This window comes from Citrifermentans bremense R1 (assembly GCF_000426865.1).
GTDB classification, from domain to species: Bacteria; Desulfobacterota; Desulfuromonadia; order Geobacterales; family Geobacteraceae; genus Geomonas; species Geomonas bremensis.
Window position 1 is genome coordinate 1 of record NZ_AUGE01000043.1, and the last position, 19,509, is coordinate 19,509.

Genomic DNA, 19,509 nt, shown 5'->3' on the forward strand with positions numbered 1-19,509 from the left:
AGATAGAGATAGAGATAGAGATAGAGATAGAGACTAAGGTCAAGACCAAGATTAAGACAATCATCTCTTGACCTTTTACTTCTTTGGTTCTTTAAGCTGTGCAGTTCTTTATCTTTATCTTTATCTTTATCTTTATCTCAATCTTAATCTTAATCTGTTTATTTAAGGGGGAAATGACTAGTGATAGAACGTTACAGCCGTCCTGAAATGGCCCGTATCTGGGAACCTGAAAACCGCTACCGCAAGTGGCTCGAAATAGAAATTTACGCCTGCGAGGCTCACGCCGAGATGGGGCGCATACCGAAGGACGCCGTGGCCCGCATCAAGGCGAAAGCCAACTTCGACGTTCCCCGCATCGACGAGATCGAGCGCACCGTCAAGCACGACGTCATCGCCTTCCTCACCTCCGTCGCCGACTACATCGGCGAAGATTCCCGTTTCGTCCACCTGGGGCTCACCTCTTCCGACGTTCTCGACACCTCCTTCGCTATGCTCCTGAAGGAAGCGGGCGAGCTGATCATCGTCGACATCAAGCGCCTGATGGCCGTCATCAAGACCCGCGCCTACGAGCACAAGATGACGCCGCAGATGGGGCGTTCGCACGGCATCCACGCCGAGCCGGTCACCTTCGGCCTGAAGATGGCGCTTTGGTACGACGAGATGGCCAGGAACCTGAAGCGTATGGAAGCGGCCCTGGAAACCATCTCCTACGGCAAGCTCTCCGGCGCGGTCGGTACCTTCGCCAACATCGACCCGCAGGTCGAGGCTTACGTCTGCAAGAAAGCTGGCCTTAAGCCCGCTCCCTGCTCAACGCAAGTGCTGCAGCGCGACCGCCACGCCGAGTACTTCACCACCCTGGCGATCATCGCCTCCTCCATAGAGAAGTTCGCCGTCGAGATCAGGCACCTGCAGCGCACCGAGGTGCTCGAGGCTGAGGAGTTCTTCAGCAAGGGGCAGAAAGGCTCCTCCGCGATGCCGCACAAGCGCAACCCGGTCCTCTCCGAAAACCTGACCGGCCTGGCGCGCCTGATCCGCGGCTATGCGGTCTCCGCCATGGAGAACGTCCCGCTGTGGCACGAGCGCGACATATCGCACTCCTCGGTCGAGCGCATCATCGGCCCGGACGCAACCGTAATGCTCGACTTCATGCTGAACCGTGCCATCGGCCTCATCGAGAACCTGGTGGTCTACCCCGAGAACATGATGCGCAACTTAAACCAGATGCGCGGCCTCATTTTCTCGCAGCGCGTACTCTTAAAACTCGCCGAGGCGGGCGCTTCCCGCGAGAAGGCCTACTCGCTGGTGCAGAGAAACGCGATGAAGGTATGGGAAGAGGGGAAAGACTTCCAGACCGAGCTTCTGAACGATGCCGAAGTCGCCGGGTTTCTTCCCGCCGAGGAGATCAAGGAAGCGTTCGATCTCGGTTACCATCTGAAACACGTCGACACTATTTTCACGAGGGTCTTTGGTGGATAGCCTTCTGTACTACCTGACGCCCAACGAGATGGATCCCTTCTATCTCTTCTGGGCCAAACAACTGTTCATATCGGTCTGCATCATCGGCGGTTTTTACCTCCTATCGAGGCTCCTGCAGCGGGTCCTGGCCAAGGTCGGGACTCGCCTGTGCGCCTATACGGAGACGGACCTCGACGACCGGATACTGGAGATCGTCTCCGGCCCGGTCATGGTCCTGGTCAACTGCGCCGGCCTCTACTTTGCCATCAAGCGTCTGCCGCTCCCCGAAAGAATCGGGGTGATAGCGGCCGGCATCCTGTTCGTGATCAACATCGCCATCATCACCACGGTCGCGTTCCGGATCGTCAACGAGATGCTTGAGCGTTTCGGCGACCGGGTCGCCGGCCCGGAGATGAGCCGCCAGCTGATGCCGCTGATCGAGAAGCTCTGCACCATCTTCCTGATCGTCACGGCGCTCATCATCACCCTCAAGCACTTCAACTACGACATCCTCTCCCTGGTGACCGCCCTGGGCGTCGGCTCCCTGGCCATCGGTCTCGCCGCCAAGGACACGCTGGCCAACATGATCTCCGGGTTCACGCTGATGCTCGACCGTCCCTTCCGGATCGGCGACAGGATTCAGGTTGCCTCCCAGACCGGCGACGTGGTCGACATCGGCCTTCGCAGCACCAAAATCAAGGCGCTGGACAACACCTTCCTGATCATCCCCAACGCCGACCTGTGCAACTCCACCGTCATCAACCAGGCTTTCCCCGACGTCCGCGGCAAAGGCAGGATCAACATCGGCATCGGCTACGACTGCGACCCGGAGCGGGCCAAGGAACTCCTGGTCCGAACCGCCAAGTCTGCGCCGGACGTACTTTCCGAACCGGCTCCCGAGGCGTACTTCATGAATTTCGGCGACAGCGCCCTGAACCTCTCGCTCTTCTTCTGGGTCGCCGACTACACCCATCTCGTCAAGGCGACCGACCAGATCAACTGCGCCCTGGTGAAATGCTTCCAGGACAACGGCGTCAACATACCGTACCCGACGCGGACGGTCATATATGAAAAGGACACAGACCATGCCCCACAGGATTGAAATCACCCTAAAGGACGAGGTCCGCGACCCTCGCGGCGAACGGATCAAACGTGAGATCGAGCACTTTCTCCATCTCAACGTGGACCAGGTCCGGACCATAGACGTATATACGGTCGACGCGCAGCTCTCCCCTGAGGAACTGGGGCAGGTCGCGGCCGGCCCCTTCAGCGACCCGGTCATCCAGAATTACAGCGTAGGCAAGCCCGCCGCTTCCGGCTTCGACTACCTGGTAGAGGTCGGTTTCCGTGCCGGCGTCACCGACAACGTCGGCCGCACAGCCGGCGAAGCGATCGGCTACCTCCTGGGCCGCCCGCTCGCTTCGGGCGAAGGGGTCTACACCTCGGTGCAGTACCTGATCTCCGGGAAGCTCTCCCGTGAGGACGCCGAAAGAATCGCCACCGGGCTTTTGTGCAACACGCTGATCCAGCGCTACCAGATCCTCGATGCCGCTTCCTTCAAGGCGCAGGGGGGCGTGGCTCCCTTCGTGCCCAAGGTGCAGGGGGAGGCGAAGGTCGCTGTCAACAGCGTAAACCTCGAGGTCTCCGACGAGGAGCTGATGCGCATCAGCCGCGACGGCGTGCTGGCGCTCACCCTGGACGAGATGAAGATCATCCAGGCGCACTACCGCGACGCGAAGGTTCTGGAGGCGCGCAAAAGCGTCGGCCTTGGCGCGGCGCCTACCGACGTTGAGCTCGAGGCCTTAGCGCAGACCTGGTCCGAGCACTGCAAGCACAAGATCTTCTCCGCCGACGTCTCCTACGAGGACGGCGAGGGGAACCGCGAGGAGATCAAGTCGCTCTTCAAGAGCTTCATCCAGAAGACCACCGCCGACGTGCGCGCGGCCCTGGGCGCGAAGGACTACTGCCTCTCCGTCTTCAAGGACAACGCCGGGGTCATCCGCTTCAACGACGACTGGTCGCTGGTCTTCAAGGTCGAGACCCATAACTCCCCGTCCGCGCTCGACCCCTACGGCGGGGCGCTGACCGGCATCGTCGGCGTCAACCGCGACCCGTTCGGGACCGGCAAGGGTGCCAAACTCATCTTCAATACCGACGTCTTCTGCTTCGCCGATCCTTTCTACGGGAAGGAACTCCCCAAGCGCCTCCTGCACCCGCGCCGCATCTACGAGGGGGTTGTTGAAGGTGTGGAGCACGGCGGCAACAAAAGCGGCATCCCGACCGTCAACGGTTCGCTGGTCTTCGACGACCGCTTCGCCGGAAAGCCGCTGGTATTCTGCGGCACCGCCGGGATCATGCCCGCGAAGATCAAGGACGAACCCTCGCACCAGAAAAGGATCGTCCCGGGCGACCTGATCGTCATGACCGGCGGCAGGATCGGCAAGGACGGCATCCACGGCGCCACCTTCTCCTCCGAGGAGTTGAACGAGAATTCGCCGGTGTCGGCGGTGCAGATCGGCGACCCGATCACCCAGAAGAGGATGTTCGACTTCCTGATCCGCGCCCGCGACAAGGGTCTGTACCGCTTCATCACCGACAACGGGGCGGGGGGGCTTTCCTCCTCCATCGGCGAGATGTCCGAGGAGTGCGGCGGCTGCCAGCTCGACCTCTCCCTGGCGCCCCTCAAGTACCCGGGTCTCGCTCCCTGGGAGATCCTGATCTCCGAGGCGCAGGAACGCATGAGCCTCGCGGTTCCGCCCGAGAACATCGACGCCTTCATGGAGATGGCCAAGCGCTTCAACGTCGAGGCGACAGTGCTCGGTAGCTTCACCGATTCCGGCATCTTCCATATGCTCTACGGCGAGAAGACCGTGGCCTACCTGCCGCTTTCCTTCATGCACGCGGGGCTGCCGCCGATGCAGATCCCGGCCCGCTGGGCAAAGCCGGTGCATGAAGAACCGGCAGTCGCCGAAGCAGCCGACTACACCGGCGATCTCAAGGGGCTTCTCTCCTCGCTCAACATCTGCTCCAAGGAGAGCGTGGTGCGCCGCTACGACCACGAGGTCCAGGGCGGTAGCGTGGTGAAACCCTTCACCGGCGTCGACAACGACGGCCCGTCCGACGCCGCCGTGGTGCGCCCGATCCTCGACTCCTTCGAGGCGGTCGTGGTGGGTCACGGCATCTGCCCGCGCTACAGCGACATCGACGCCTACGACATGGCGGCCAACGCCATCGACGAAGGGCTCAGGAACTACGTAGCCGTGGGGGGCTCCCTCGACCTTCTGGCCGGCCTGGACAACTTCTGCTGGTGCGACCCGATCCTTTCCGACCGGACCCCGGACGGGCCGTACAAGATGGCCCAGCTGGTTCGCGCCAACAAGGCGCTCTACGACTACTGCACCGTCTTCTCCATGCCGCTCATCTCCGGCAAGGACTCCATGAAGAACGACTTCTATGACGGCACCACGAAGATCTCCATCCCGCCGACCCTGCTCTTCTCGGTCATCGGCAAGATGGAGGACGCGCGCCTTGCCGTGACCATGGACGCGAAGCGCGCAGGCGACCAGGTGTACCTCCTGGGCGCTACGGCGAACGAGTTGGGCGCCTCCGAGTACCTGGCGCAGAAGGGGTACGTCGGCAACAACGTCCCCAAAGTCGACGCGAACGCCGCCCTCGCCACTTACCGTGCCTACCACGGCGCGTTGAACGCCGGGCTCGTGGCGTCCTGCCATGACCTCTCCGACGGCGGTCTTGCCGTGGCCGCAGCCGAAAGCGCCTTTGCCGGCGGCTTCGGCATGGAGCTAGATCTGGCCAAGGTCCCCTTCAAGGGGGATGCAGCAGACAAGAAGGACGCGGTGCTGCTCTTCTCCGAGTCCGCATCGAGGCTTCTGGTGACGGTGCGTGCCGAGAAGGCCGAGGCGTTCGAGAAGGCGCTGGCCGGAACCACCTTCGCCAAGATCGGCGCGGTGACCGAGGCGAAGAACGTTTCGGTGAAGGGGCTTTCCGGTAAAGTGGTGGTCAACTCCGCCATTTCCGAGCTGAAGGCCGCCTGGCAGGAGCCACTGAAGGATCTGTAAAATCTTTATATGCAGAAAAAATGCGGGTTATGCCATAATGAGCGACGTTGCTTCCCGCTACCAATCTTTTCATAGAGGACTTATTTGATGACAAAGGCTAAAGCGCTAGTCATAACAGGCAACGGCACCAACTGCGAAATGGAGGCGGCCCACGCCTGCCGCCTGGGCGGCTTCGACGAGGCGCGCATCGCCCATATATCGGAACTTATGTCCGGCGAAGTGAGCCTGGACGATTACCACTTCCTCAACTTGACCGGCGGCTTCCTGGACGGCGACGACCTGGGGAGTGCCAAGGCGCAGGCGAACCGTTTGCGTTACGCGGCGGTCCAAGGGAAGGGGGAGCTCCTGGTGGACCAGATCTCCCGCTTCATCGCTGACGGCAAGCTTATCTTGGGCGTCTGCAACGGCTTCCAGCTCCTGGTGAAGATGGGGATGCTCCCGGCTCTGGGGGGCGATTACCTGAAGCAGACAGCGACGCTGACCTACAACGCCAGCGGCCGTTTCCAGGACCGCTGGTGCTACCTGAAGTGCGACGCCGCTTCCCCGTCGTTGTACACCCGCGGCATCGAGGGCGGGGTCTACCTCCCGGTGCGCCACGGCGAAGGTAAGTTCCTGGTGGACGACGCCAAGACGCTCGAAGCGATCGAGGCGAAGCACCTCAGCTGCCTCAAGTACTCCGACAAGCACTACGCGGCGCCGACCATGGAGTTCCCCGAGAACCCCAACGGCTCAGTCAACGCCATCGCCGGCATCTGCGATGAGACCGGCAGGGTCATGGGGCTCATGCCGCATCCCGAGGCGTTCGTGCACCGGACCCAGCACCCGCGCTGGACGAGAGAGGAGCTGCCGGAAGAGGGCGAGGGACTTATCTTCTTCAAGAACGCGGCGAAGTACGTGAAGGAAAACTTCTAGATGAGTCTTCACCCCTTCCTGACCTTCCCCCTCCGGGGGGAGGAAAGGGGGGACTGATCTCCCCACCGAGGGGAAGAATGGTGGACGATCCCTTCGGGGATACAAACAAGGATCGACAGGTAAGCAGTTCTTTTATAAGGAGCAGTCGTGGAAGAAATGATGATGCGCAGGCCCGAAGAAGAGTGCGGCATTTTCGGTGTATTCAACCACCCGGAGGCCTCGAACCTCACCTACCTCGGACTCTACGCCCTTCAGCACAGGGGACAGGAAAGTTGCGGTATCGTCTCCTCCGACGGAAACAACCTGCACTCCCACAAGAGCATGGGACTTGTCGCCGACGTTTTCGGCAATCAGGAAATCTTCAAATCGCTGCCGGGCAAGGCTGCCATTGGCCATGTCAGGTACTCCACCACCGGTTCGTCCGTGATCAAGAACGTGCAGCCGATCATGGTGGACTACTCCCGCGGCTCCATCGCCGTGGCCCATAACGGCAACATCGTCAACGCCCAGATCATCAAGGACGAGCTCGAAGCGTACGGGTCGATCTTCCAGACGACCATGGACACCGAGATCATCGTGCACCTTCTGGCTACCTCGAAGGCCATCTCGCTGCAGGACCGGCTCACCGACGCGCTCAGCCGCATCCAGGGGGCCTACTGCCTGCTCTTCCTGACCGAAACCCGCATGGTCGCCGTCCGCGACCCCAACGGTTTCCGTCCGCTTTGCCTCGGGCGCCAGGGGGGCTCCTACGTGGTGGCTTCCGAGAGCTGCGCCCTCGACCTCATCGACGCCGAATTCATCCGCGAGATCGCGCCGGGCGAGATGATAGTCGTCGATAAAAACGGCATGTCCTCCTTCTTCCCGTTCAAGAAGGTCGATCCTACCCCCTGCATCTTCGAATTCGTCTACTTCGCCCGCCCCGACTCCCACATCTTCGGGAAAAACGTGTACCAGGTGCGCAAGGAGCAGGGGCGCCAGTTGGCCCGCGAACACAGGGTGGACGCCGACATCGTCATCCCGATCCCCGATTCCGGGGTTCCCGCGGCGCTCGGCTACGCCGAGGAGTCCGGCATCCCGTTCGAGCTGGGGCTGATCCGCAACCACTACGTGGGGCGTACCTTCATCGAGCCGCAGCAGGCCATCCGCCACTTCGGCGTGAAGATCAAGCTGAACCCGGTGCGCGAGGTGCTGAAGGACAAGCGCGTGGTCGTCATCGACGACTCCATCGTGCGCGGCACCACCTCCAGAAAGATCGTCAAGATGATCCGCAACGCAGGAGCGAGGGAAGTGCACGTGCGCATCTCTTCGCCTCCGACCAGCTACCCCTGCTACTACGGGATCGATACCCCCAACCGTAAGGAGCTGATCTCCTCGTCGCACTCGCTCGACGAGATCCGCCGCTACATAACGGCCGACTCGCTCGGCTATCTTTCCGAAGAAGGTCTCATGTCATCCGTCGGCGCGGAAAATGCCGGCTTCTGCACTGCCTGCTTCACCGGGGGCTACCCGGTAAAATTCCCGCGGCTTCTCGACCAGGACGAGCCGCAGATGGGGCTATTCGAAAAGGAGATCGAGAAATAATGAGCGAGAAGGAAAGGCTGAAGAAGATCATCATAGAGCTGTCCTACGAGAAGAGGAACGTCACCCTGGCCTCCGGTCGCCAGAGCGATTTCTACTTTGACGGCAAGCAGACCACGCTGCACCCGGAAGGTGGCTACCTCACCGGCAAGCTCTTCTTCGACGCGATCAAGGACGTCGAAGGGGTGGAAGGGGTAGGGGGGCTCACCCTCGGCGCCGACCCGATCGCGACCGCCACCTCCATCGCCAGCTTCCTCGCAGGGAAACCGGTTCCCGGCTTCATCATCAGGAAGGAGCCCAAAGGTCACGGCACCGGCGCCTGGCTGGAAGGAAGGAAGAACTTGAAGCCCGGCTCCAAGGTCGTCATAGTCGAGGACGTCGTCACGAGCGGCGGCTCCTCCATCAAGGCGATCAAGCGCGCCGAAGAGGAAGGGCTTGTGGTTCTGGGCGTAGTCACCCTGGTCGACCGTGAAGAAGGGGGCCGCGAGAACATCGAGGCTGAAGGATACTGGCTCAAGTCCATCTTCACCAAGTCCGAGATCCTTGCCTAACAAAGGTAGATAGTATTTCACCGAAGGCGGCAATGAAAATATTGCCGCCTTTGTTTTTAGACTAAATGCGAACTGCGGAACACAGAGGTCCCGGAGGTTCACTGAGGGCACAGAGGAAAATCTTCAAACGGGGGAGAACCCGGTTTTCCCCTTTCTTTTAGACTTTCCTTTGTGTCCTCCGTGTACCCCTGTGACCTCTGTGACCTCTGTGGTAATGCTTTAGGTTTTTAAAGGTTCTATGCAAGAAGTACTGACTAAATTCCGGATTTTGCTCGATAAGGTCGATGCCTGGTTCGCCCGCTCGACGGAGCTCTACCCGGAGAGCATCGCCTGCAAGAGCGGCTGCTCTGCCTGCTGCCGCTCCACCTTCGACATCACGCTCCTCGACGCTTATTACCTCAAGCTCGGCTTCGATCAGCTTCCCGAGGCGACCAGGGAGACTGTGCTGGCCAAATGCCGCGACAGGCTTGCCCTGATGCGCGAGGCATGGCCCGAATTTGACCACCCATACCTCTTGAACTACCGCGACGAGGAGGAGTGGGAAGTTCTCATGCCCGACGAGGACGAGACCCCCTGCGTGCTGCTGGGAGAGGACGGCCGTTGCCTGGTCTACCAAAACCGCCCCATGACCTGCCGGCTGCACGGCATTACGCTGGTCGATACCAGCGGCGAGATCATGCACGACGAGTGGTGCACCATGAACTTCACCGACGCCGACCCGCTCCGTATGGACGGGCTCAGGGCCCCATTCGACGAGATGCTGCACGAGGAGGTGGCGCTTTTCAGGGAGTTTACGACGGCACTTGTAGGCGAAAGGCTTAGCGAAGTGGACACCTTGATACCGACTGCGCTCTTGATCGATTTCGAGAACTGCGACTGGCGCGGCGTGATGAAAAGTGTTACCGGACAACCTCAAGGATTGGATTAACTAATGGCACTTCCCTCCACAATTTACCGCGCTTCCGTGCAGCTATCCGACCTCGATCGCCAGATCTACGAGCAGTTGCAGACCACCATCGCGCAGCACCCGTCCGAAACGGCGGAAAGGCTCTTGGCTCGCCTGCTGGCGTATGCCCTGTGCTTCCGCGAGGAACTCGTCTTCACCAAGGGGGTCGGTTCCGGCGACGAGCCGGATCTCTGGAGCAAGGGGCCTGATGGGAGGGTGCAACTGTGGGTCGAGGTGGGGCTCCCAGATCCTGACAAGCTCGCCAAATCCTGCAGGCACGTCGAGCGCGCCATCCTTTTTGCCTTCGGGTCCGGGCTGAACCGCTGGCTGCCTCAGCATCAGGGTAAGCTCGCCTCCATTCCCAACCTGACCGTCGTCGCTCTCGATTTCGGCTTCCTTTCGCAACTTGCTGCAGACCTGCAGCGCGTCATCTCCTGGTCCCTCACCGTCACGGAAGGGAACCTTTATCTCACCGTAGGCGATCAGACTCTGGAGAGCGCTCTGCAGCAGGTAAGCGGCCCGCCGCTGTGATTTGACAAGAAGGTAAAGGGGGTGTGATGAGGACGGACCGCATTACTCGTTGTTGCCTGTTCGTACTGCTGCTGTTGCTGGCGGGGCAGGGGGGCGCTGATGCCCGCCGTTGCACCCCGACCCCTTGGGACGAGATCGGCCCCTTCTACCGTCCCAACGCTCCGGTTCGAAACTCCCTAGGAAAGGGGTACGTGCTGACCGGCACGGTTCGCTCCTCTGCCGATTGCTCCCCCATTCCCAACGCACGCATCGAGTTCTGGCACACCGGTCCCGCCGGGACCTACGACGACGCCCATAGAGCTGCGGTTATTACCGGGGCGGACGGACGCTACCGGCTGGAAACCTCGCCTCCTCCAGGTTACGGGCAACGCCCGCCGCACATCCACATCCTGGTCGACGTAAATGGGTTCGAGGGACTGGTAACGCAGCACTATCCCAAAAGGGGAGTGAAAAGCGCCAGGTTTGATCTTGTTTTGGTGCCTGAGCCTGAACAAGGTGCTGGGGTAGGGGGGAGCCGCGCTGAAGATCTGGTACGGCCAGGGAAGCAACATCATTAGCCCCTCGGCCGCTCTTTGAGGTGCTGTGTCGCCGTAGGGGCCTAGTCGGGTTGCTTGAGCATGGAAGCAAGTTCCTGCGCGTTCTGGGGTGCAGCTCCACCCATGTCGTTGTTGTAATAGATGTACACGTCGAGCTGCCGCTCCAGGTAGCTCCTGATCCTCGCCGCATCCTTTTCCTGCTGTTCTCTCGTGTAGAATCCGTTGTAGCTCCCCTCCATGCCGTGCCTGCGGATATAGACGAAGTTCGCCGTGACTGGGAGGGTGTCGATGAACGGGGGGTGGTCCGCCATGCACAGTGAGACGTTTCGGCTCTTGCAAAGCGCTACCACGTCGTCGGTGAGCCAGCTCTGGTTCCTGAACTCAAGGGTGCTCCTGACGTGGTACTGCGCCACCTGATCCAGAAATCTTTCCAGCGCGGGAAGATCCACTCTGAACTGCGGCGGGAACTGCCAAAGCACCACCTGCAATTTCTCCTGCAGCTCTTGCGCGGCTCCGAAGAATCTGGCCAGCGCGCTCTCTACGTCCACCAGCCTTTTTATATGGGTGATGTACCGGCTCCCCTTGATGGCAAAGGAGAAGTTCTTGCCGCTTTGCTCGTACCAGTGCCTGAAGGTTTCCTGCGTGGGGATGCGGTAGAAGGTCACGTTCAACTCGACCGTAGCAAAGACCGAGCGGTAGTAGGCGAACCACGCCTTCTGTGAGATGTCGTCCGGATAGAAGTTGCCCCGCCAATGCTTGTAGCTGAAACCGCTGCACCCAAGGTTTAGCTTTGCCATGTCCTTTCCCCCCTGATCTAGAAGGATCGTTCCCATCTTAGTCCCAGCCAGTCCGGCCCGATCACCGGGGCTACGTAGCTCGCGCTCTCGGGCGTCACGAAGAGCTTGCCCACCCCGTAGGAGAGCGCCATCGATGCTAAGACGTCGCGCCAGTGATGGTCGTGGTTCTGAACCCGGTTGTTGGCCACGTATGCGGTGGCGAGCCAGGCGGGAACACCGTACTTCCAGCCGTAGCGCTCGCTGTAGAAGTCGGCACCGGAACCGGCGAAGGCGACGTGCCCGGATGGGAAGCCGTAGCCGTTGCCTGTGGGGCGCCTGCCCAGGCTGGTCTCGTTGAAGCCGAGCCGCGCTATGGAGGTGAGGGTCTGGTTGGCGATGATGTTGCGCAGCCATTGCTTTTCGCCTTCCACGTCGTGTCTGAAGTAGGCGACTGCAATGGCTGACACTGGTATGGCTGCCATTACGGCATGACCTACTATTTCCGATGAGATGCTCATTGCCGGGGCAGGTCTGAAGAGTGTGATCAGGAGGGCGAACAGGGCTGCGCAATGCGGTAGTCTGAACATCGGTGGCCTCCTTGCGGTCTTGCTTTCTAGCGCTGCCGGCTGTCGTTTTATGACTGTAACCACTCGACTGTGACTGTCTCTGGGGTTTATTGGAAAATTCAAACTCCGGAAGTATACCCTAAGCTTTGGGGCGGGCTAGGTGCTCGACAGTTTTCTTGGCTGGCGGGAATGGGCAATGAATAAAAAAAGGCGGCGCCTGATAGCAGGCGCCGCCTTTTGCGTGTGAAAATGGGTCAGTCTGTTACATCTTGTGGCACTTGTCGCAGTCGCCGTTGGAGGAGAATGCGTCCTTGCCGTTGTGGCAGGCGCCGCAGGATTTGCCATGCTCCATGTCGCCCATGGTGGAGTGCTTGGCACCGGCCTTGAACGGGAAGAGCTTGGTGTGGCAGTCAGCGCACTTGTAAGCTTCCAGGTGGAAGTCGTGGCTGAATTTCACGTCGCCGCTCTCGGTCTTGAAGGTGACCGTGCCGGGCTTGTACCCTTTGTGGCACTTGTTGCAGTCGCCGTTGGAGGAGAAGGCCTCTTTGCCGTTGTGGCAGGCCCCGCAGGACTTCCCTTTCGCCATATCAGCCATGGTGAAGTGCTTCACGCCGGCCTGGAAGGGGTAGATCTTGGTGTGGCAATTCTTGCAGGAGAAGGCTTCGATATGGAAATCGTGGCTGAACACCGCGTTGGTGACGCCCTTGGACTTGAAGCTGATCTCGCGCGGCTTCATCCCTTTGTGGCAGTTGCCGCAGTTGCCGGCTACGGTAAAGGCACGCTTGCCGTTGTGGCAGGCGCCGCAGGTTTTGCCTTTTTCCATCTGGGCCATGGTGACGCGCCCTTCCTTGCCGGTGATGACCACGCCGTTATGGCAGGCCCTGCACTCGCCCTTCACTTTGGCGAGGTGGTTGCTGTGGCTGAAAACGGTCTGCCCTGCGTTTTTCACCTTGAACTGAACGTCACGCGGCTTGCCTTTGTGGCATTTGACGCAGCTCTTGTCGTCCGCTACGCTGAAAGCCTTGACACCGCTATGGCAAGCGCCGCAGGACTTAGTCTTTTCCATCTCGGCCATGGTGAAATGACGCTTTGACTTAAGGTTGAAGATAGCGTTGTGACAGATCCTGCAATTGTTGTTATATTTCTTCAGGTGGACGTCATGGCTGAAAACGACAGCGTCTGCGTTCTGAAGAGGGAATTTGATGTCCTTTGTCTCCTTTGCCAACACTGCGACTGGCAGAAGACAGACAATGAGAAGCGTAAGGGTGGCGAGGCGAAACTGCATGGTACACTCCTTCTAGCTTGGTATTTGCTCTGCCGACCGAGGCATTAGCCGGGATAATATACACATCGACAAGGTGGCCGTCAATTCAAAAGTATTGATTGTTTTTTATGTTTTATGACTGCAATGACTGTGTTTAAGAGGGAACCCAATGAAAACTTACCTGCCCTTTTTCCTGACGATTTCCCTGCTGATCCCAGCCCCCGCCAGTTCCGCTTTTTACCAATGGACCGATGCCAAAGGTGTCGTCCACATGACCGACGATGCCCGCAAGGTGCCCAAGCAGTACAAGGGAAAGGCGACGCGCATCGAGGTGAAGGAACCGGCCCGGCTCCCGGAGGCGCCCCCCGAGCCGCAGGGCCCCGCCGCGGATCTCGCCGCGCCGGCGGCAGGCAGGGGGGAAGCGAGTGTTCCCGGGGGGCACGACGAGAAATGGTGGCGCGCCCAGTTCAGGGAGCTTAGGTCGGAGCTGAAAACGCTGCAGGCGGCACGCAGCCAAAAGGAGCAGAAACTGGTCGAACTGAGGCGGCGCAGGGCCATCTTCCAGCGTTCGCGTGACCGGGCGGCGATGAATGAAGCGGAGGCGCAGGTCTCGGCTGACGACGCCCGCATCGGCGATCTGTTGAACCGGATAGCCGCCTTGGACCTGGCAGCGTCCAAGGCGGGGGTCCCCGCGGAGTGGCGACAGTAGCTTTTATAGCGGAAGTATTAGCGGTTGCGGGGCTAGTTAAGCTGTGCTATAAAAAAATGCCGCTTTTCGAAGGAGATGCCCGATAACATGAACCAAATTGACAAGATAATCGATAACGCCCTCGCCGAAGACATCCACACCGGTGACATAACCACCCTCTCAGTTTTACGCAAGCCGCGCCAGATGCGCGCCAGATTGGTCGCCAAGGAACCGATGGTCCTGGCGGGCATCGCCGTGGCGGAGCGCGTTTTTTCCCGCATCGACGCCTGTGTCAGCTTCAAGGCGGAGTTCGCCGACGGCGATAGCCTCGCCAAGGGGGATGTCATTGCCCGCATGGAAGGAAACGCCGCCTCGCTTTTGCAGGGGGAACGGGTCTCTTTGAACCTCTTGCAGCGCATGTGCGGCATCGCCACCCAGACCGCAGCCTACGTGAAGGAGCTGGAAGGAACCGGCGCACGCGTCGTCGACACCAGGAAGACCACTCCGGGACTGCGCGTGCTTGAGAAATACTCGGTAAGGGTAGGTGGGGGGACCAACCACCGCACCGGGCTCTACGACGGCGTGCTCATCAAGGAAAACCACATTGCAGCCGCAGGCGGGATCCTCCAGGCGGTGAGCGCCGCCCGCTCCTACATCGCGCACACCCTCAAGGTCGAGGTGGAGACCGAGAATCTCGACCAGGTGGCGCAAGCGCTTGAGGCCGGCGCCGACATCATCATGCTCGACAACATGGGACTCGAAGAGATGACGAAGGCGGTCCAGATGATCGGCAAAAGGGCGCTGGTCGAGGCTTCGGGCGGGGTGAATCTGCAGACCATCAAATCCATCGCCCAGACCGGGGTGGACATCATATCGGTCGGGGCCTTGACCCACTCGGTCAGGGCCGCCGACATCTCCATGCTGATGGAGGAAGTTTGAAAGAATCCGGAGTAGACGGGAAAATCCTGGAACTGTTCCGCTCCGGAGACGGTGTGGTATCCGGCGCCGCGCTCAGCAAGGCGCTGGGGGTTTCGCGAACCGCAGTCTGGAAGCACGTCAAGGGGTTAAGGGGCAAAGGGTACCAGATCGAAGCTGTCCCCTCCAAGGGGTACCGGCTGCTCTCCTCCCCCGAAATTCTCACCAATCTCGACATCACCGCCGGCCTCGGCGCCAAGAGGATCGGCTCCTCGGTCATCTGCCTCAAGGAAACCGATTCCACCAACTCCGTCGCCTTCAAGATGGCGGAGGATGGGGCTCCCGAAGGGACCGTGGTCATCGCCGACACCCAATCGGCGGGCAAGGGGCGGTTAGGTCGGATCTGGCTCAGTCCCGCCGGAGTGAACCTTTACTGCTCCGTAGTGCTGCGCCCGGCGATAGCCCCGGTGGCGGCCTGCCAGCTCACCTTCCTCTCGGTGGTCGCCGTGGCCCGCGCCGTCGAGCGCTGCACCAAGCTCAAGCCGCAGATCAAGTGGCCCAACGACATCCTGATCAACGGCAAGAAGGTTGCCGGGCTCCTGAACGAGATGAACGCGGAGACCGAGAAGGTGAACTTCGTGGTTCTTGGCATCGGAGTCAACCTTAACCTCCGCATGGCCGCCATCAGCGAGGGACTTTTGCGCCACCCCGCGACCTCGCTCCTGGAGGAGGGGGGAGAGGAGGTGGACCGGCTGAGGTTCACCCGCGTACTTTTAGAGGAGTTGGACCAACTGTACGACAATTTCCTGGTGGAAGGGGACGGACCGGTTCGGGCCGAGTGGCTGGCGCGCTCCGCCATCAAAGGGCGCAGCGTAAAGGTGAGCCAGCAAAACCGCGAATTCTGCGGCGTGGTGCAGGGAGTGGATTCCTTCGGGGCGCTCCTGGTGCTCCTTTCCGACGGCACCCTGGAAACGGTGCTCTCCGGGGACGTCGCGCTCCTTTAAAAACGCCTCACGCAAAGCCGCGAAGGCGCAAAGAAAGAAAAAAACATCAATTCAGGATAGGTCCTAAAGGTTTGCTTTGCGCCTTTGCGGCTTTGCGTGAGGAGGTTCGGGTTTGCTTTTGGTTATCGACGTCGGGAACAGCAACATCGTTCTCGGGATATACGATGAAGAACGCCTGGTCCGGGACTGGAGGGTATCCACCGACAAGTCCAAGACTATCGACGAGTACGGCATCTTGTTCCACGACCTGTTCCGCCTGGCGGACATCGTCTTCACCGACGTGAAGGACATCATCATCTCCTCGGTGGTGCCGACCCTGACCGGCGTGCTGGAGAAACTCTCGCGCCAGTACTTCAAGATTTCGCCTTACGTGGTCGGCCCAGGCATCAAGACCGGCATGCCGATCCACTACGACAACCCCAAGGAAGTAGGTGCCGACCGCATCGTCAATGCCATCGCCGGGTTCGAGAAGTACCGCACGGCGCTCATCATCGTCGATTTCGGCACCGCCACCACCTTCGATTACGTCAACAAGAAGGGGGAGTACTGCGGCGGCGCCATCGCCCCCGGGCTCGCCATCTCCATGGAGGCGCTGTTCATGAAGGCGAGCAAGCTGCCGCGGGTCGATATCGCCCGCCCCTCCAGCATCATCGCCAAGAACACGGTGAACTCCATGCAGGCCGGGATCTTCTTCGGCTACGTGGGGCTTGTGGACGGGATCGTGCAGCGGATGAAAGGTGAGGGGAAGGAGAACCCCAAGGTAATAGCCACCGGGGGGCTCGCCTCCCTGATCGCGCCCGAGTCCGTCACCATCGAGGAGGTCGACGAGTTCCTGACCCTGGAGGGGCTGCGCATCATCTACCAGAGGAATAAATAAGTAACCAACGCCCTCAGGGCACAAGGAGGAGGTCCCCCCATCGAGATACGTACCGCCGGGTAGTTTGTTGTTGGTTTCGTCTGCTTTACTCAAGTCAGATCTCGTTTCAGAGTAGGTCGTCACTGATTTTCTATTCTAAGGGAGGGCACTATGGGAAGGTATGAAACGGCAAAACTGCGGAACCTCGGAATTGTAGCCCACGGCGGTGCGGGCAAGACCTCGCTGGCCGAGGCCATCCTGTTCGACACAGGCATGATCGACCGGCTGGGCCGCGTCGACGACGGCACCTCCACCATGGATTACGAGCCCGAGGAGGTCAAACGACGCATCTCCATCACCTCCTCCCTGGACCACTGCGAGTGGGACGGGTGCTCCATCCATCTGGTCGACACCCCGGGCTACGGCAACTTCATAGCCGACACCCGCGCCTGCATGAGAACCCTCGACTGCGCCGTCGTGATCCTCTCCGCCATCTCCGGCGTCAAGGTCCAGACCGAGGAGGTCTGGCAATGGGCCAACGAGTTCGAGATCCCGCGCATCGCCTTTGTCAACAAGATGGACCGCGAGAGGGCCAACTTCTTCCGCGCCATCGACGACATGGAGAAGGCGCTGGGGGCGCGCGGCGTGGCGGTGCAGATGCCGCTTGGGGCCGAGGAAAACTTCGAGGGGGTCATCGACCTGGTGCGCATGAAGGCGTACCGGTACCAAAAAGACGGGTTGGGGAAGTTCAGCGAGGGGGAGATCCCTGCCGACGACCTTGCCGAGGCGCAGCGCCTCCGGGACCTGATGGTCGAGACGGTGGCGGAGGCGTACGACGCGCTCACGGAAAAATTCCTGGATACAGGGGAACTGACCGAGGAGGAGATCCTGGACGGGCTCAGGGTCGGTACCCTGAGAAGCACCTTTACCGCCGTCTTCTGCGGTTCGGCTACGGCAAACATCGGGGTAGCCCAGCTTCTGGACGGGATCTGCGCTTACCTCCCGTCCCCCTTGGACCGCACCAAGGCGGTGGGAATCGATCCCAAGACCGAGCAGGTCATCGAGCGCACCCCATCGGAGAGCGAGCCGTTCTCCGCGCTGGTGTTCAAGACCACCTCCGACCCCTACACCGGGAAGATCACCATCTTCAGGGTCTATTCCGGGGTGCTCAACTCCGACTCGCTGGTGTACAACTCCACCAAGGAAGTGCAGGAGAGGATCGGACAGATCTACGAGCTTGAGGGTAAAAAGCAGCATCCGATCAAGCAGGCGGTCGCGGGCGACATCGTCGCGGTGGCGAAGCTCAAAGAGACGGTCACCGGGGACACGCTTTGCGACGAGGCGAAGCCGATCGTCTACGAACCGGCCCAGCCGCTCCAGCCCGTCATCTCCTACGCCATCGAGCCCAAGACCAAGGCCGATGAGGACAAGATCCACTCGGCCCTGCAGCGCATGATCGAAGAGGACCCGACCATAGAGTCGCATCGCGACCCTCAGACCCGCGAGTTCATCATCTCGGGGATGGGGCAGGTGCACCTCGAGGTGATAGTCGAGAAGATGAAGCGCAAGTTCGGCGCGGACGTCCTCTTGAAAACCCCCAAGGTCCCTTACCTTGAAACCATCCGCGGCAGCGCCAAGGTGCAGGGGAAATACAAGAAACAGTCCGGCGGCCGCGGCCAGTACGGCGATTGCTGGATCGAACTCTCCCCGTTGCCGCGTGGCGAAGGGTACCTGTTCGAGGACAAAATCGTCGGCGGCGTCATCCCGCGCCAGTACATCCCGGCGGTAGACAAGGGGATCCAGGAGGCGGCCAAGGAAGGGTTCCTCGCCGGAAACCCCGTGGTGGACTTCAAAGTTGCTCTTTACGACGGCTCGTTCCATACCGTCGACTCGTCTGAGATGGCCTTCAAGGTGGCGGGTTCCATGGCCTTTAAGAAGGCGATGGAACAGTGCAAGCCGGTCCTTTTGGAGCCGATCGTCAACATGAAGATCACGGTCCCCGACGAGAACATGGGGGACGTCATCGGCGATCTCAACTCCCGTCGCGGCAAGGTAGTCGGTGTCGAGCCCAAGGCGAACTCGCAGATCATCAGGAGCGTGGTCCCCATGTCCGAGGTGCTCACCTACTCTAACGACCTTCGTTCCATGACCAGCGACCGCGGCATGTTCACCTCCGAGTTCTCCCACTACGAGGAGGTCCCGAGCCACCTGGCGCAGAAGATCATCCAGGAGGCGCTGGATCAAAAGGGTAACGGCAACAACCATAAAAGCGCATAGATTTGCGCTTCGCATAACGTGCCCGGCCGCTTCGCAGGGGCCACGCCTTCGCGGAACGACGTGCTTCGGCGGGCGAGACCGGGCACCGCATTAATTCAACAGCAGATGCAAAAAGGGAGGATGAGCTAGATGCAGAATCAATTCACACCGGACGCGGACGAACACGACGAGACCCAAGCGAAGAAGAGTTCGCAGCAGCGGCTCCTCCTGCTTCTCTTGCTGCTCATTGCCCTTTTTGCCTACCTTTATTTCTTCACCGGGTTGATCAGGCCCCGCAGCGACCAGGCGGCGGCACCTGCACCGGAACCGGCAGCCCAGCCGGCGCCTGCCGTAGTGAAAAAGCCGCTGCCGCCTAGGCCGGAAGCTTCGGCCTCCGCAGCAGCTCCGGCCGACAAGTCGGCAACCGCCCAGGCTCCGGCCGGCACGCCGGCATCGGGAGCGGCCCCGGCCGCTCCGGCTAAACCTGCACCCGCGGCCGCAGCTAAGCCTGCTGCATCTGTTGCACCGGCTAAGGAGGCTAAACCGGCAGCTGCCGCCAAGGAAGCAAAACCTGCCGCCGCTGCGAAGGAAGAAGCAAA

Annotated in this window: 17 protein-coding genes and 1 pseudogene; 15 read left to right on the forward strand and 3 right to left on the reverse strand. The window is 60.5% G+C overall.

The genetic code is table 11. The features are described 5' to 3' along the window. Window positions 1-180: 180 nt before the first annotated feature. The 9 genes from purB to K419_RS0117505 all read left to right on the forward strand — a co-directional run bounded on the left by purB (window position 181) and on the right by K419_RS0117505 (window position 10,606). Window positions 181-1,476, forward strand: coding sequence for an adenylosuccinate lyase (purB, locus tag K419_RS0117465; protein WP_026842700.1), 1,296 nt, complete (start codon window positions 181-183; stop codon window positions 1,474-1,476). After that, window positions 1,469-2,557 (forward strand): mechanosensitive ion channel family protein, encoded by a 1,089-nt coding sequence (locus K419_RS0117470; protein ID WP_026842701.1) that lies wholly within the window; start codon window positions 1,469-1,471, stop codon window positions 2,555-2,557. Before purB ends, K419_RS0117470 begins: the two co-directional genes overlap by 8 nt. Further along, window positions 2,541-5,531, forward strand: a complete 2,991-nt coding sequence (locus K419_RS0117475; protein ID WP_026842702.1) for a phosphoribosylformylglycinamidine synthase subunit PurS — start codon at window positions 2,541-2,543, stop codon at window positions 5,529-5,531. Before K419_RS0117470 ends, K419_RS0117475 begins: the two co-directional genes overlap by 17 nt. A gap of 87 nt (window positions 5,532-5,618) precedes the next feature. Next, window positions 5,619-6,443 carry a phosphoribosylformylglycinamidine synthase subunit PurQ gene (locus K419_RS0117480; protein WP_026842703.1) on the forward strand — a complete coding sequence of 275 codons (825 nt, stop codon included), beginning with the start codon at window positions 5,619-5,621 and terminating at the stop codon, window positions 6,441-6,443. 156 nt (window positions 6,444-6,599) lie between these two features. Next, on the forward strand, window positions 6,600-8,024 hold the full coding sequence (gene purF / locus K419_RS0117485) for an amidophosphoribosyltransferase (protein WP_026842704.1): 1,425 nt from the start codon (window positions 6,600-6,602) through the stop codon (window positions 8,022-8,024). Further along, window positions 8,024-8,572, forward strand: coding sequence for an orotate phosphoribosyltransferase (gene pyrE / locus K419_RS0117490; protein WP_012530762.1), 549 nt, complete (start codon window positions 8,024-8,026; stop codon window positions 8,570-8,572). The genes purF and pyrE overlap by 1 nt, the downstream gene beginning before the upstream one ends. Before the next feature lie 238 nt (window positions 8,573-8,810). Then, on the forward strand, window positions 8,811-9,500 hold the full coding sequence (locus K419_RS0117495; RefSeq protein ID WP_026842705.1) for a YkgJ family cysteine cluster protein: 690 nt from the start codon (window positions 8,811-8,813) through the stop codon (window positions 9,498-9,500). A gap of 3 nt (window positions 9,501-9,503) precedes the next feature. Continuing rightward, window positions 9,504-10,049 carry a YaeQ family protein gene (locus K419_RS0117500; RefSeq protein WP_026842706.1) on the forward strand — a complete coding sequence of 182 codons (546 nt, stop codon included), beginning with the start codon at window positions 9,504-9,506 and terminating at the stop codon, window positions 10,047-10,049. A gap of 26 nt (window positions 10,050-10,075) precedes the next feature. Beyond that, the gene (locus K419_RS0117505) at window positions 10,076-10,606 is read left to right on the forward strand and encodes a dioxygenase family protein (protein WP_026842707.1); all 531 of its coding nucleotides are present in this window, start codon (window positions 10,076-10,078) and stop codon (window positions 10,604-10,606) included. A 41-nt stretch (window positions 10,607-10,647) separates the two neighbouring features. Here the strand turns inward: K419_RS0117505 and K419_RS0117510 are convergent, their stop codons facing one another. The 3 genes from K419_RS0117510 to K419_RS0117520 form a co-directional block, all read right to left on the reverse strand. After that, window positions 10,648-11,382, reverse strand: a complete 735-nt coding sequence (locus K419_RS0117510; RefSeq protein WP_026842708.1) for a DUF72 domain-containing protein — start codon at window positions 11,380-11,382, stop codon at window positions 10,648-10,650. Between the two features lie 17 nt (window positions 11,383-11,399). Further along, entirely contained in the window at window positions 11,400-11,948 is a 549-nt protein-coding gene (locus tag K419_RS0117515; protein ID WP_026842709.1) for a phosphatase PAP2 family protein, read from the reverse strand. 241 nt (window positions 11,949-12,189) lie between these two features. After that, window positions 12,190-13,212, reverse strand: a complete 1,023-nt coding sequence (locus K419_RS0117520) for a cytochrome c3 family protein (RefSeq protein WP_026842710.1) — start codon at window positions 13,210-13,212, stop codon at window positions 12,190-12,192. Window positions 13,213-13,360: 148 nt separating this feature from the next. Here K419_RS0117520 and K419_RS0117525 point away from each other — a divergent pair, with 148 nt between their 5' ends. The 6 genes and pseudogenes from K419_RS0117525 to K419_RS0117550 all read left to right on the forward strand — a co-directional run. Further along, entirely contained in the window at window positions 13,361-13,900 is a 540-nt protein-coding gene (locus K419_RS0117525; RefSeq protein WP_026842711.1) for a DUF4124 domain-containing protein, read from the forward strand. Between the two features lie 87 nt (window positions 13,901-13,987). Beyond that, on the forward strand, window positions 13,988-14,818 hold the full coding sequence (gene nadC / locus K419_RS0117530) for a carboxylating nicotinate-nucleotide diphosphorylase (protein ID WP_026842712.1): 831 nt from the start codon (window positions 13,988-13,990) through the stop codon (window positions 14,816-14,818). After that, window positions 14,815-15,798, forward strand: coding sequence for a biotin--[acetyl-CoA-carboxylase] ligase (locus K419_RS0117535; RefSeq protein ID WP_026842713.1), 984 nt, complete (start codon window positions 14,815-14,817; stop codon window positions 15,796-15,798). The genes nadC and K419_RS0117535 overlap by 4 nt, the downstream gene beginning before the upstream one ends. Window positions 15,799-15,910: 112 nt before the next feature. After that, window positions 15,911-16,675, forward strand: coding sequence for a type III pantothenate kinase (locus K419_RS0117540; protein ID WP_026842714.1), 765 nt, complete (start codon window positions 15,911-15,913; stop codon window positions 16,673-16,675). A 150-nt stretch (window positions 16,676-16,825) separates the two neighbouring features. After that, complete coding sequence (fusA, locus tag K419_RS0117545; protein WP_026842715.1) at window positions 16,826-18,931, forward strand: elongation factor G; 2,106 nt, start codon at window positions 16,826-16,828, stop codon at window positions 18,929-18,931. 129 nt (window positions 18,932-19,060) lie between these two features. After that, window positions 19,061-19,509, forward strand: a pseudogene (locus K419_RS0117550) (SPOR domain-containing protein); the annotation flags it as partial.